This window comes from Psychrobacter sp. M4 (assembly GCF_055699795.1).
Window position 1 is genome coordinate 1,952,319 of the sequence record NZ_CM146740.1, and the last position, 13,507, is coordinate 1,965,825.

The window sequence follows — 13,507 nt, forward strand, 5'->3', positions numbered from 1 at the left end:
TTCACTTTTATAGATAGGCTTTTCGTTGTTGCTGACTAAAAGTGAAGCTTTCATTATCAAAACTTATTATAATGCCGCGCCAAGCACACTATCCAAGCTCTCAAGTACGTGCTTAGAAGTGGCTTTTTTCTGCAGATCAAGTAGTTTATTATGCGCCATGTCGCGCTGCGGCTGAACTAGTGTATACCAGCGCGCCAGTACTTGAAGGAGGCGCGAGGCGACTACAGGATTGGACTCATCCAACCTTTTAATGACCTCAATATAAATATCCAAACCCTCAGCTGTCCAAAGCACTGTAGGCTGCGCAGTAAAGGCGCTAATAACTGAGCGTATGCGGTTTGGTGTGTTCCAGTCAAAATCATCACGGCTAAGCAACGCTTTGATGTCATCAGTAGTTACGTAATTACTAGATGCCTGCACGCTAAACCATAAATCAATGACCAAATCATTGTCTTGGAAGCGCTCATAGAAGTCTGCTAAATACTCATCCGCTTCAGCCACTTGATGATTAACCATGGCTTTGAGAGCGCCAAAGCGTTCAGTCATACAGCTAGCATTATCGTATTGCTGCTGCGCCCACAAATCTGCGCCTGTGACTTTTGCCGTTAGTGCCATATCTAGTACGACATTACGCAGTGCCCGCGCGCCCATTGCTGCAGGCGTATCTGAATACGCCTGTAATGGTAATTGCTCGTATAGGGCTGACCATTGCTCTTTTAAAGTATTGGCAACTTGGCTGTAGAGCCCTTCGCGCTTTGCCTTAATCTGCTTTGGATCATAGTCTTTATGAATAGCAGAGGCTAGCTCCTGCGGTGAAGGGATATCTAATAGACGCGCGGCTAGCATCGAATCAGTAGCCGCAAGCTTAGGAAGCGTTTGTGCTAGAGCCTGCAAGTATACCGCTGCATCATGTTCTTGTAATAAAATACGGTTCACCAGCATTTGTGTTACCTGCCAGCGATTAAAGCCATTAGTCTCGTGCTCAAGCAAAAACGCTAAATCTTCGTCTTGATAATCATAGCTCAATTGTACCGGCGCACTAAAATCACGCAGTAAAGACACGACAGGCTCACTTGCAATGTCTTCAAAGACAAAGGTTTGCTCAGCTTGCTCTAGCAGTAACATACGATCGGCAACGATGTCACCTGATGCTTTATCGAACAGCGCCGTCGCTACCGGAATCGGCAATGGTTTTGGTGCATCAAATCCAGCGACATGTCGAGTCTTTTGACTCAAAGTAATGGTCAGCGTTTGTGCTGCGCTATCATAATTTTGATGACCAGAGACGACGGGCGTACCGGGCTGACGATACCAATCAATAAACGCTTCAATTTTGCGGTCAGTAATACTAAGCGCTGACAAAAAATCCTCAACGGTGACCGCCTGACCATCATAACGACGAAAGTATTCATCTGTCCCTTTACGAAAATCATTGGGCCCTAGCGTATTGGCAATCATGCGTACGATCTCAGCGCCTTTTTCATAAATAGTCGTAGTATAAAAATTATTGATCTCCACAAAACTCTCAGGACGCACCGGATGCGCAAGTGGCCCTGCATCCTCGCTAAACTGATGCGCGCGTAACATCGCCACATCATCGATACGCTGCACCGCACTTGACTGCTGATCGGCGGAAAACGACTGATCGCGAAATACGGTAAAGCCTTCTTTCAAACACAGCTGAAACCAATCACGGCAAGTGATGCGGTTACCGGTCCAGTTATGAAAATACTCATGAGCGATGACCGCTTTGACATTGAAGCTACGGGTATCGGTAGTAGTCTCGGGACTGGATAATACGCAAGCGGTATTAAAGATATTAAGACCTTTATTCTCCATAGCACCCATATTAAACTGGCTGACAGCCACAATCATATAGCGATCTAAATCATAAGCGCGGCCGTAATTGACCTCATCCCACTTCATAGCATCTTTAAGCGCTTGCATGCCGACATGACATTTATCGATGTCATCAGCTTTGGCGTACAGCTCAAGGGTGACCCTGCGACCCTCACTAGTAGTGTAGTGATCAGTGAGTACATCTAGATCGGCGATGACGCTAGCAAACAAGTAGCTAGGCTTTTTGGTGGGATCGTGCCAAATCGCATAATGACGATCTGGTTCATCTGCCACCTCGCCTGCTTCAATTAAATTACCATTGGCTAATAGCGTCGGGAAACGCTTATCAGCCTCTAAGCGCGTCGTAAATACCGCCAACACATCAGGTCGGTCAGGATAAAAGGTAATTTTACGAAAACCTTCAGGCTCGCACTGAGTAACAAACATGGTTTCCTTACCGCTGCCTGCTATATATAAGCCTTCAAGTGCGGTATTGGTTTGCGGATGGATACGCACTTGCAACTCAAGCGTGACCTCATCTGGCGCAGCAGAGACAATGAGTTTGCCATCACCAACCTCATACTGTTCAGTACTCAGCGCTTTATCATTAAGCGTAATAGATAGCAGCTCAACATCTTCACCATATAACACCAAGTCGCCTGCTGCCTGACGATTCATAATAAGCTTGCTATCGACAATCGCATGGTCATCGAAGAGCTTTATATCTAGATCTACCGTATCCACATCAAAGCTTGGTTTTTTATAGTCTTTTAGATTAACTTTGGTAGGAGCCTGTGGCTCGTGGAGCGGGACATCCGCCATTTCAGGATCGACAATTTGAGCAGTGGTTTCGGCGCTTGACATAAGACTTCCTATTATTAGATGTTATTTAGATACATTGGCACAGACTAGCAGATTTCAAGTTCAATCGTCTGACTCCCTACTTATATTTCTACTTATATATGGTGGCTTATACTTTATAATGACAGAATATTTACTTATTAGGAGCTGTATTTTATGACTGACTCATCGGCAAACGCTACTGATACTACTGCAGCTACCCTAAAGATTCTATGCCACTATATCGACACCCTTTTACCTATACTTAGTGATAACAAGACTGATTCAACGTCTATGTCGACAGACCCAATAGAGATATCAAAAGCCTCTAATAAAAAAAATAAAAATGCGTCTTTATTATGGGTGCTGCAAGATCAACACTCTCTGACAGCGTTAGAGCCGACGTTGAAAATCAGCAGTAAAGACAATACTGTGTCTACGCTACACAAGCTAGCTATGCAGCCAAAACTGCAGCGCTATCAGTTGGCATGCTTTTGGCTACCTGCTCTATCTATAGATCTGCTTGGGCAATATATCCCTTTGCTAATGCGCTATCGCGACTTATATGCCGCGCACATAATCATTGCTCTTGATGACGCTTTAGATTTGCGCGCTTATGGTTTTACGCCGCTGAGTCTAGTAGACAATGAAATATTGGCTCAAACTACTACGGAGTTGTCGTCCCGGGTCACGCTATGGCAATTTAATTTATATGATTACAAACAACTACCGAACTGGCTTAATAGTGATTATTGGGCCAATCCTGAAAACTGGGACAAACATCGCTGGTAGTTATTTGTTTTTTAACAAGAATTATTCTCCTCTACAGTACTGTAGCTAATTTCAGTTTGCTAAATACATACTGTAATAGTGCATAGACTTTGACATCATTTACAGTAATGCTATTTACATAACGTAACATCCATTCTACTATAGTCGGTAATTGCCTAGGATTTACTATAAGCAGTTTAAAAAAATCTAATACAAAATTTAGGAGTTTATTATGTCAACTAGTCTTACTTTATCTAACAGTGTTAACCATGGCCGTTTTACCAAAATAGCTGCGCTTGCCGTATTATCAGCAGCTATGGTAGTCACGACAGGTTGTGCTACTAAACGCGCTACCTCTGAAGTCGTTGTCGCCCCGCTAGGGATTCCAGGTGGTCAAGTAGGCTATACAGGTGCAGTTGTGGTAGACAATCCTAATGCCATCATTACTGGCGCTGAGAGTTTGCAAGCTGTGGTATATTTCCCTTTTGATAGCAGCGAGATTACCTCACAATCTGCCAGTTTATTGAATCAGCATGCCAGTCTGTTAAATTCAAACCCAGCAGCTGGCGTAGTGATTGCCGGTCATACTGATGAGCGCGGTAGCCGTGAATATAACATCGCCTTAGGTGAGCGCCGTGCGCAAGCAGCACGTAACTATCTTGCTGCTCAAGGCGTTAATGTAAACAATATCCAAGTGATCAGTTACGGCGAAGAGCGCCCTGCTGTTAGTGGTACTACTGAAGAAGCTTACGCCCAAAACCGCCGCGCCGAATTGTCTTACTAATATCTACAATACTTAGATGTACATAATGAAACCCCCAGCAATATTGTTATTGTTGGGGGTTTTAGTTTAAACTGGTTTATATCTTAAGTTATTGACCTCTTATTGCTCTGCCCTTATCTTCTATTTTCTGCTCCTATTGACATCGTTATGCAAAATTTAACTTTACAGCATATCCAGCATACGCAGCTTGACACTACAATCTGGTGCGCGACAGCGCAGTTGCCGCCGTTGGAAACAATACATAATAAACGTCAATGGCAGCGTGCGGGCGTGCGGCTATTATTACAGCAGCAGCTGCTTGCCCTTAATATCAAAGACAGCCTTGATGACATGCAGTTCCCGTATCAGCTCAATCATAGCCGATATTATACCTGTTTTAGTCATTCAGCTGACAAAGTAGCGGTAACTACCAGTGCGCGCCGTGCAACAGGTATCGACATCGAAACTCAAGATATCAACTGGCGCGTGGCCAAGCGCTTTTATCATGTTGACGAGATTAAGCTCTTAACAAAACTGACTATAGAGCAGCAAAGCATTGTTGCTAGATGGTTATGGCAAATCAAAGAAAGCGTCATCAAAGTACAACAATATACTCTAGCGCAGGGTCTTGGTATGAATTACGCTGCTATCTTGCCTGCATTGGTAGAGACAATAACGTCGATGGATTCTATCCTTTATGACACAACTATTAACGCCAGAAACCCTATTATCATTGATGATATTGAGATTGATACCAATACTGGTTTTGATCTTGACCGTTACTATCAAGTGGCTCTTTTGCCCTACCAGCAAACCGTTGTTGTCTATTAAAGGAATATACAATCACAAGTATAAAGCAAAAATAAGCACAAAAAAAAACGACCCAAAGGTCGTTTTTCTTTTTATCTTAAACTAGCTAATAAGTACTAATTAGAAGCGGTAAGTTGCACCGACTTTAACAATTGGGAACCACTCTAACCAATCTTTATCTTCAAGCTCTTGTTCAGCACGTTGGGCAACTTCTTGACGTGTGACATCACTATTAGCTCTATCGACATCAGTTGTTCCATCTATATATCCAACAAAATCGTTGTCATCACCAACTGCGTTTACTGTGGCATCGGTTCTACCCATATAAGCGGCACCGATTTCACCAAACACACCCCAGTTATTAGAGATATTAGGACGGAAACCAACAGTTAAATAAGGCGCTAGCTTATTACGATGTTCTAAAGTTCCCGATAAGTTACCAACATCAGCAGCAGTGTAGCTGATATCATCAATCTCGAAAACATTACCATCGGCCTTGGCAGTTACATCAAAATCGTTATCAGGTACAATGATACCAGCACCAACCGTGAACCAGTTAGCAGCAGGACGTAGTTGTACACCGATATATGGGTTACTAAAATCTGCATCATCGATATCGTATTCAATGTCATCAACATCAAAGTTATCTTTCAAATCAGATACATCACCACCTGCCCAACCGGCTTGTAGCTCAGTCGTTTCATTGATGCTCCAAGCAACGTTAGCACCATAACCTAATGTACCAATCTCAGCACTAACAGCGGCTGGGTTGATAGCTGTGTTAAATAGCGTCTTAGTACCACCAAAGATAGCACCAGTCGTGTTACTGATAGCATTAGTAGTGCTACCAATGATACCTCGATTACTGTTATTAACAGGAGCGGCTTCTGTTTCGTAGGCTACAGGTTCAGCTTCATAAGCTACGGCTACTGGATCAGCCATAACAGGCTGTGCAACAGCGACAGGCTGCGCTTGATAAGCCATAGCATCAGCGTTGTCAACGACAACGATAGGATCAGCTGCTAAAGCAGCAGTTGACGCTAGGACAGCGGCAGAGATTGCAGTTAATTTAATGAGTTTCATAGTTGTTCTCCTAAAGTATGAAATAACTAGCCCACAAAAAGTGATTATTTAGCTTTTATTTTAAACAATCGTTTTGTTGAGCAGATTAAAACAATTTTGGCTTGAAAAGTCACCCCTAAATACGGGGTTTTTATTTGCCGTTGTGTAAAGATTGCATAGATATTGTAATAATTGCTACATGAAATCGCGAATAACTGCTCTACGATCACATTGTACTCTTAAAGTAGCGGGAGCATTATAGTACTGTTGAAATAGTTAAGCAAAAGTACTATTGAACATCTGCATTTGAAAGGTACGTGTAATAGTATTTCAAAATGTGTATCTATGATGTCGTATTTTTCAGAGTAACTCAAGCATGATTATATGACTTATTACTACCATTTGTTGTATTTTGTGAATTGATGTGACAATCTCTGTTCTAAAAATCGATTTATGAGTTTACAACATTGACTAAGCATTTTATTCTATAATTTATTTTATTTATCTCTCATGTGTCTGATACTATCATTCTTTGTTTTCGTGGTAATTGATATTACGAATTCCTATTCATCATTAAGCTATTTTTATGCCCAAAGTATCCTCGATTACCCGTGTACTAGAAATTATTGAGGCTGTTTCTTATGCTTCCAAGCCTATGTCTCCGCTGGAATTGTCTCAAGAACTAGACATTCCTAAACCTACCATTCATCGATTACTACAAACTTTAGTCGATGAAGGATTTATTACTATTGACATAGGCGGCGGTGTTATCGCTGGTAAACGTGTACGTAATTTGAGTGTCGAGCTTTGGCAGCAGCGCCAGTTCTTTAATGAAAGACAGATGATTTTGCAAAGACTGGTCAATGACATCAAGGAAACCTGCGGACTTGGCGTGCCTTATCATAACCAGATGATCTATACCAATCGGGTAAAAACCACCCTACCTATACAAATCTATTTACCTGTAGGCGCAAAATCACCTATGTGGTGTACAGCAACGGGTAAACTGTACTTGAGCCAATTATCTGCTCAAAGCCGTTTAAAGATACTCAAAAGCTTACCCTTAGATAAATTTACTAAAAACACGCTTGTGGATATCGATCTTTTAAATAAAGAGTTAGATAAGATCGCTAAAACGGGTATCGGTGTCGATAATGAGGAGTTTATCTCTGAGATGGTAGCAGTATCGGTACCTGTACTGGATAAGCAGTCGCGTTATTTGGCGTCTTTGTACGTGCATGCGCCGACCATACGCGTATCTTTAGATCAGCTACTGACCCATGTACCGCGGCTACGAGCAGCGGCACATGATATTCAAACGCTGGTTTACGAGCTGCAAAGCTAAAGCAGCTTGCTATTTATAAACCATTCTTTATAAACCATCTTGTATAAATGATGTTGAAGCACAGATAGTATTAGGAAAGCACTGATTTATCGTGACGTGCCATAATGCTAGAAAAGTCTTTATCGCCGTGCTTTGTAGTATGCTCCTCATAAAGCTCAGTAGCTTTGCTCCCCATTGGGGTTTCGACATGACTGTCTTTAGCAGTTTGCAAAGCAAGATTAAGGTCCTTTTGCATCAGCTTACTCATAAAGCCACCCTCATAGTTTTTACTCGAAGGTACATTCTCCATCACTTGCGGATAGGGATTATAAACCTCCAGCGTCCAGTTGCGACCAGAGCTTTGTAGCATAATATCGGACAGCACTTTGGGATCAAGGCCGTTTTTGACCCCTAAATTGATCGCCTCTGCCGTTCCTGCCATCAAAATACCAAGCAGCATATTGTTGCAGATTTTCGCCACTTGTCCGGCGCCGTGATCGCCGGCGTGAAATATATTTTTACCCATTACCGCCAGTATTGGTTCAGCTTTTTCAAAAGCTGCTGTGCTGCCGCCAACAATAAAGGTCAGGCTACCTGCAATGGCACCGCCGGTACCGCCTGAGACTGGTGCATCCAAAAACTCTATATCAAGCTTGGCAGCAGCATCCGCAACCATGCGAGCATCGCTTGCTGCAATGGTACTGCTATCAATGACTAGCGTGCCCTTGGGTAGGGCTGATAGCAGACCTTTTGACTCGTCGTTACCCGAACCATCGCTACCTAAATAGACTGCATGGACATGCTTGCCAGCAGGTAACATGCTGATAACTACTTGTGCATTGGCCGCTGCAGATTGCGGACTATCAGCGACGCTTGCGCCAGCATCTTGTAGACGTTTAGTTGCCTCAGCTGATAAATCATAGACCGATAGCTTATAACCGGCTTTTAGCAAGTTCTCTGCCATCGGTGCGCCCATATTACCAAGACCAATAAAAGCAATATTGGGTTTATTAGCCGAGCTGGTATTGTCGTTCGTGGTGCTCATCTCATCACTCCTTGATGACTGTTTTTTTATTAACGTTTATTGTTGATATAGGCTTAGCATTTTTGCTATAGCTGTTTAGCGCACCTGCTGGGTGGCGAGAGCATCCTCGCCCAACCAGTCTTTTAAGGGATGCATATCCGCGCTATAAGGGTTTTCAAAATGCTGTTCGATATAATTCCGGCCCTCAGGCGTCAAGCAGTCGGCTAAAGAACGCGACCACTGCGGATTTCTGTCTTTATCAATAAGTAGCGCCCGTACGCCTTCTTTGAAATCAGGATTGGCAGCACAGTTTACCGCCACATTGGTCTCTAAATATAATACTTGCTCAAGCGATAAATCAGCTACTCTATGATAAAGCCCATAGGTTAAAGCAGCACTTACCGGACAACCTTGACGATAAGTAGCTATAGCGCGCTGGGTCCAGCTGTCCTCAGCAAAATCGCTATCAAGCTTTTTAAGCGCTTCGTCACTGCGCAGCAGCGTATCAATGTCGCCCAGACCGCCAGTGGTCATTAGCTGTTGAATAGCTCGCCAGTATAAGGCAAGCTTACTTGTAGCGAGCTTATCTTCGGTCGCCATAGGCAATGACGCCAGCGCGCGGCTGGTAATACTATACGCACTATCAGCATAACTGTTGTCAAACATCACTTGCCAATCGCTTTGTACCAGACTCTGTAAAACGGCTTCGTAATCATTACTTGCTAGCGCGTATTCTGCAAGATTGGTCAGTAGCGCATCGCTTGCGTTACACTGGGCACCTGTCAGCCCTAAAAATAGACCGATTCTGGCGGGCATACGCTGTAAAAACCAGCTGCCAGAGGCATCAGGGAACAGTCCAATAGTAATCTCAGGCATAGCAAAACGGGTACGCTCGGTGACGATACGATGACTGCACCCTGCCATTAGGCCCATACCGCCGCCCATGATAATGCCGTCACCCCAAAGTATGAGCGGTTTGGGATAAAAGTGCATCTGCCGATACAGGCGGTACTCATGACTAAAGAATTCAGTAGCATAAGGGTTTGGTCTTGGCGCATCAGCATTCATACTGTCATAAAGCTTACGAATATCACCGCCTGCACAAAACGCTTTATCGCCTGCGCCCTTTAGTATTATTGCTACCACATCAGGGTTGGCTTGCCACTGTTCTAATTGTTTTGATAGCAGCTGACACATCTCAACGCTAAGCGCGTTTAGAGACTTTGGGGTATTTAAGGTCATTATACCAATGCTATGTCCGCAATCCGTCGGCTCGGTATTAAAAAGGACGGGAGCTTCTTTTAGCTCAGTTTTTTTGTCATCGGGATATTTTATTGTTGTCATACAAAAACCTCTAAAGTAGAAAAGGCAGGTAATTATAATTGTAGCCCATTAGGTAGCGTCTATTTATTTTGCCAAGTGGGCGCGCGCTTCTCTAAAAACGCCTGTACGCCCTCACGCTGATCGCTGGTATCAAAAAGCTTCACAAAGGCTTCGCGCTCATGAATCAAGTTTTGTGCAGGGGGCGAGGTTCTGGCTGCTTGAATAAGCTGTTTGGAATAGCTGACCGCGACTGGCGATTGTTTGGCAACTTTTTGCGCCAGAGATTGAGCTGTTTCTAAACCCTTGCCTTTATCTACCACTTCTTCGACCAAACCAATCTGTAGCGCGGTTGCGGCATCGACGCGCTCACCGCACAGTATCATACGCTTCGCCCAGCCTTCACCAACCAGCCAAGGGAGGTTTTGGGTACCACCAGCGCAAGGTAATAAACCTACGCCGGTCTCTGGTAGCGCCATCTGCGCATGACCCTCTGCAATACGAATGTCGCACGCCAGCGCGCACTCTAACCCGCCGCCCATCGCATAACCATTGATGACGGCAATGCTCACGCCGCGATAGTTCGATAACGCCTCAAAAGCTTCGCTAAAAGCAATGGCCATGCTAACCGCTTGACCTTTATCGCCATCAGCAAAATTATTGAGATCGGCACCTGCTGAAAAAAACTTTTCGCCATCACCGTGGATAATCAGTGCATACACTTCATCATTAGCATTAAGATCTGTTATCAGCTGTTTAAGCGCTGGCAAGCTCTCCATTGTCCAAGTATGCGCAGGTGGGTTTTGTAAGGTTACGGTTGCGATATGACCATCAATGGTCAGTTTAAGGTTGGTATAATCGCTCATAAAACATCCTTGTCTTAATAAATACAGTTAGCTTTAAAAAGTACAATCAACTTCAAAAAGCACAATTAACGTAATTGGCTGAGCCCTTCATCTTGCAAAACTTGACGAGAGACAATCACTCGCATGATCTCATTAGTACCCTCTAGTATTTGATGTACGCGCAGATCACGCACATGACGCTCAAGAGGATACTCATTTAGGTAGCCATAACCGCCATGCAATTGCAAAGCTTCGTTAGCAATATCAAAGCTAAGATCAGTCGATAAGCGCTTGGCCATCGCGCAATACACGGCAGCTTGCGGATCATTCTGATCCACTTTACTCGCCGCTAGATAAAGCATCTGCCGCGCGGCAACTGTCTGCGTGAGCATGTCAGCAAGCTTAAACTGTACCGACTGAAAGCTGGCAATGGGACTGCCAAATTGGCTACGCTCTTTGACATAATTGGCCGCCGTTTCAAGTGCTGCTTGCGCGGTACCAACCGAGCAGATACCGATATTGATCCTTCCGCCATCAAGTCCTTTCATCGCCATACTAAAGCCCTGCCCTTCCTCGCCTAAGCGATTGGCAACCGGAACTTTGACATCTTTAAAACTTATCGTGCGCGTGGGCTGCGCTTTCCAGCCCATTTTGTGCTCGTTTTTACCGTATTCAATACCATCGCTGTGGGCGTCAATGACAAAGGCTGAGACGCCTTTGGGGCCAGCGTTTCCTGTACGCGCCATCACTACCAGTACGTCAGTCGAGCCCGCCCCTGAGATAAATACTTTCTCGCCATTTAGTACATAATAGTCGCTTTGCTTATCGGCTTTAGTACGCAAGGAGGCAGCATCAGAGCCAGCATTAGGCTCAGTTAAGCAATAACTGCCTAGCCATTCGCCACTAACCATATTCGGCAGATACTGCTGGCATAGAGTATCGCTACCGTATTCACCAATCATCCAAGCGACCATATTGTGAATGCTCATATAAGCTGCTATGGAAGTATCGCCCCACGCCAGCTCTTCAAACACCATGGCTGAATCTAATCGCGGCAGCCCCAAACCCTCATATCCAGGATTGGTATACAGTCCTAAAAAGCCAAGCTCGCCTGACTTTTTGATCACATCAACTGGAAAGTGGGAGGTGCGATCCCATTCAGCAGCGTTCGGTTTAAGCTCTTTTTGCGCAAACTGTTTGGCGGTTTGCCTAAAAGCAAGTTGGTCGTCTGTTAATGAGAAGTCCATGGGGTCATCCTTGTGCTTATAAAGCGGCTATAGTTAATTCAAAGTCAGTTGGTTTAAAATATCTCTGATTACGTAAGAATGTGGAAATTACCACCAGCCTTAATATACTCTTTTTAAGCCAACCGACGTACTATGAATTTTACATCGAAATGGTAGTATTTACCTTACCACGGCTCGCCTCATCATCAAACCAGCGTGCGGTAACGGTTTTGGATTGCGTATAAAACTGTACCGCTTGTTTGCCATAAGGACCAAGAGCGCCAAGTTTGCTCGCGCGTGATCCGGAGAATGAAAACATTGGTAATGGCACCGGAATAGGCAGGTTAATACCGATTTGACCGACCATAATATCTTGCTGAAATTTATGCGCCGCCGCTCCCGACTGGGTAAATATAGCGGTGCCATTACCATTTGGATTGGCATTGATAATATCGATTGCCTCTCCTAAGCTCTCCGCGCGCATGATACATAGCACCGGGCCAAAGATCTCTTGCTGATAGATTTGCATGTCACTTGTGACGTTATCAAAGATAGTTGGACCGACAAAATTGCCTTGCTCAAACCCTTCAACGGTAAGACCGCGGCCATCGAGTAGCAAGCTTGCGCCCTCATCGACGCCAGTACCGATTAGATGCTCAACGCGCGCTTTAGCTGCCGGAGAGATAAGTGGCCCCAAATCTTTATCATTTTTGCCAGCAGAAACGACCAATCCTTCTGCTTTGGCTTTTATATCTTCAATCCAGTCCCCTGCTTCGCCAACCAATATCACTACCGATAGCGCCATACAGCGCTGACCTGCCGCCCCAAAGGCTGCTCCTGCCAATTGATTAAGCGTTTGCTCTTTGTTGGCATCAGGCAAAATAACCGCGTGGTTTTTAGCGCCCATCATACACTGAGCGCGTTTGCCAGATTGGCTGGCGCGCTCATAGACGTGCTGGCCGACCTTGGTAGAACCAACAAAAGACACCGCCTTGATATCGGGATGATCACAGATGGCATCGACCGTCGCTTTGCCGCCGTGAACGACGTTGAGTACGCCCTCAGGAATACCTGCCTCAACCGCCAACTCGACCAAACGCATAGTGACCATAGGATCTTGCTCAGAGGGTTTTAAAATAAAGGTATTACCCGTCGCAATCGCCATCGGGAACATCCATAAAGGAATCATCGCCGGGAAGTTAAATGGGGTGATACCGGCGCAAACCCCAAGCGGCTGCCAGACACTGTAGGTGTCGACATCGGTGGCGACGTTTTCGACAAAATCGCCCATTTGCAAATTGGCAATACCAGCGGCGTGCTCGACCACCTCTAAGCCGCGAAACACATCACCGCGCGCATCAGCGATGGTTTTGCCTTGCTCAGCGGTTAAGATCTCTGCCAGCTCGTCCATATGCTCGCGGATGAGCGCTTGATACTTCAAGAAAATACGCGCGCGCGTGGTGATGGGCGTTTTACGCCAAGTCTGAAAGGCGGTTTGTGCTGCGGCAACTGCTTGATTGATTTCATCATCGGTAGTTTGTGGCACTTTAGCAATGACTTCTTGGGTAGCAGGATCAGTAAGATCAATCCATTCGCTAGTGTTGGAGTCGCTAAATTGACCATTGATAAGCTGCTGAACGTGGTGCATGAGATGTCCTTATCTTGCTTTAAGATTATTTAAAA

The 13,507-nt window shown here is 44.8% G+C and carries 11 protein-coding genes; 4 read left to right on the plus strand and 7 right to left on the minus strand.

From position 1 onward, the window contains the following. Positions 1 to 66: 66 nt before the first annotated feature. The gene (gene pepN, locus ACR63N_RS07950; protein WP_472782727.1) at positions 67 to 2,661 is read right to left on the minus strand and encodes an aminopeptidase N; all 2,595 of its coding nucleotides are present in this window, start codon (positions 2,659 to 2,661) and stop codon (positions 67 to 69) included. Between the two features lie 195 nt (positions 2,662 to 2,856). Between pepN and ACR63N_RS07955 the strand changes: the two genes are divergently transcribed. From ACR63N_RS07955 to ACR63N_RS07965, 3 genes are all read left to right on the plus strand, one after another. Beyond that, the gene (locus ACR63N_RS07955) at positions 2,857 to 3,471 is read left to right on the plus strand and encodes a DUF6231 family protein (protein ID WP_367110044.1); all 615 of its coding nucleotides are present in this window, start codon (positions 2,857 to 2,859) and stop codon (positions 3,469 to 3,471) included. Positions 3,472 to 3,682: 211 nt separating this feature from the next. Then, positions 3,683 to 4,234 (plus strand): peptidoglycan-associated lipoprotein Pal, encoded by a 552-nt coding sequence (pal, locus tag ACR63N_RS07960; protein WP_472781817.1) that lies wholly within the window; start codon positions 3,683 to 3,685, stop codon positions 4,232 to 4,234. 147 nt (positions 4,235 to 4,381) lie between these two features. Continuing rightward, positions 4,382 to 5,044 carry a 4'-phosphopantetheinyl transferase family protein gene (locus ACR63N_RS07965; protein ID WP_367110045.1) on the plus strand — a complete coding sequence of 221 codons (663 nt, stop codon included), beginning with the start codon at positions 4,382 to 4,384 and terminating at the stop codon, positions 5,042 to 5,044. A gap of 99 nt (positions 5,045 to 5,143) precedes the next feature. Here the strand turns inward: ACR63N_RS07965 and ACR63N_RS07970 are convergent, their stop codons facing one another. Next, on the minus strand, positions 5,144 to 6,106 hold the full coding sequence (locus tag ACR63N_RS07970; RefSeq protein ID WP_367110046.1) for a hypothetical protein: 963 nt from the start codon (positions 6,104 to 6,106) through the stop codon (positions 5,144 to 5,146). Positions 6,107 to 6,671: 565 nt separating this feature from the next. On the opposite strand from ACR63N_RS07970, the gene ACR63N_RS07975 reads away from it, so the two are divergent. After that, the gene (locus ACR63N_RS07975) at positions 6,672 to 7,430 is read left to right on the plus strand and encodes an IclR family transcriptional regulator (protein WP_367110047.1); all 759 of its coding nucleotides are present in this window, start codon (positions 6,672 to 6,674) and stop codon (positions 7,428 to 7,430) included. 70 nt (positions 7,431 to 7,500) lie between these two features. On the opposite strand, the gene mmsB is transcribed toward ACR63N_RS07975, so the two are convergent. The 5 genes from mmsB to ACR63N_RS08000 all read right to left on the minus strand — a co-directional run bounded on the left by mmsB (position 7,501) and on the right by ACR63N_RS08000 (position 13,472). Further along, positions 7,501 to 8,454 carry a 3-hydroxyisobutyrate dehydrogenase gene (gene mmsB, locus ACR63N_RS07980; RefSeq protein WP_367110048.1) on the minus strand — a complete coding sequence of 318 codons (954 nt, stop codon included), beginning with the start codon at positions 8,452 to 8,454 and terminating at the stop codon, positions 7,501 to 7,503. A gap of 75 nt (positions 8,455 to 8,529) precedes the next feature. After that, positions 8,530 to 9,777: an enoyl-CoA hydratase/isomerase family protein gene (locus tag ACR63N_RS07985; protein ID WP_367110049.1), complete on the minus strand. Its 1,248-nt coding sequence runs from the start codon at positions 9,775 to 9,777 to the stop codon at positions 8,530 to 8,532. Between the two features lie 59 nt (positions 9,778 to 9,836). Then, positions 9,837 to 10,619 (minus strand): enoyl-CoA hydratase, encoded by a 783-nt coding sequence (locus tag ACR63N_RS07990; protein ID WP_367110050.1) that lies wholly within the window; start codon positions 10,617 to 10,619, stop codon positions 9,837 to 9,839. A 65-nt stretch (positions 10,620 to 10,684) separates the two neighbouring features. Then, positions 10,685 to 11,845 (minus strand): acyl-CoA dehydrogenase family protein, encoded by a 1,161-nt coding sequence (locus ACR63N_RS07995; RefSeq protein ID WP_367109228.1) that lies wholly within the window; start codon positions 11,843 to 11,845, stop codon positions 10,685 to 10,687. A 139-nt stretch (positions 11,846 to 11,984) separates the two neighbouring features. Continuing rightward, positions 11,985 to 13,472, minus strand: a complete 1,488-nt coding sequence (locus tag ACR63N_RS08000) for a CoA-acylating methylmalonate-semialdehyde dehydrogenase (RefSeq protein WP_367104374.1) — start codon at positions 13,470 to 13,472, stop codon at positions 11,985 to 11,987. Between the last annotated feature and the right edge of the window lie 35 nt (positions 13,473 to 13,507).

Excerpts from the sequence above, each read along its gene's own strand:
- pepN (WP_472782727.1), bottom strand. The coding sequence starts at position 2,661 with ATGGCGGATGTCCCGCTCCACGAGCCACAGGCTCCTACCAAAGTTAAT.
- ACR63N_RS07955 (WP_367110044.1), top strand. The coding sequence starts at position 2,857 with ATGACTGACTCATCGGCAAACGCTACTGATACTACTGCAGCTACCCTA.
- pal (WP_472781817.1), top strand. The coding sequence starts at position 3,683 with ATGTCAACTAGTCTTACTTTATCTAACAGTGTTAACCATGGCCGTTTT.
- ACR63N_RS07965 (WP_367110045.1), top strand. The coding sequence starts at position 4,382 with ATGCAAAATTTAACTTTACAGCATATCCAGCATACGCAGCTTGACACT.
- ACR63N_RS07970 (WP_367110046.1), bottom strand. The coding sequence starts at position 6,106 with ATGAAACTCATTAAATTAACTGCAATCTCTGCCGCTGTCCTAGCGTCA.
- ACR63N_RS07975 (WP_367110047.1), top strand. The coding sequence starts at position 6,672 with ATGCCCAAAGTATCCTCGATTACCCGTGTACTAGAAATTATTGAGGCT.
- mmsB (WP_367110048.1), bottom strand. The coding sequence starts at position 8,454 with ATGAGCACCACGAACGACAATACCAGCTCGGCTAATAAACCCAATATT.
- ACR63N_RS07985 (WP_367110049.1), bottom strand. The coding sequence starts at position 9,777 with ATGACAACAATAAAATATCCCGATGACAAAAAAACTGAGCTAAAAGAA.
- ACR63N_RS07990 (WP_367110050.1), bottom strand. The coding sequence starts at position 10,619 with ATGAGCGATTATACCAACCTTAAACTGACCATTGATGGTCATATCGCA.
- ACR63N_RS07995 (WP_367109228.1), bottom strand. The coding sequence starts at position 11,845 with ATGGACTTCTCATTAACAGACGACCAACTTGCTTTTAGGCAAACCGCC.
- ACR63N_RS08000 (WP_367104374.1), bottom strand. The coding sequence starts at position 13,472 with ATGCACCACGTTCAGCAGCTTATCAATGGTCAATTTAGCGACTCCAAC.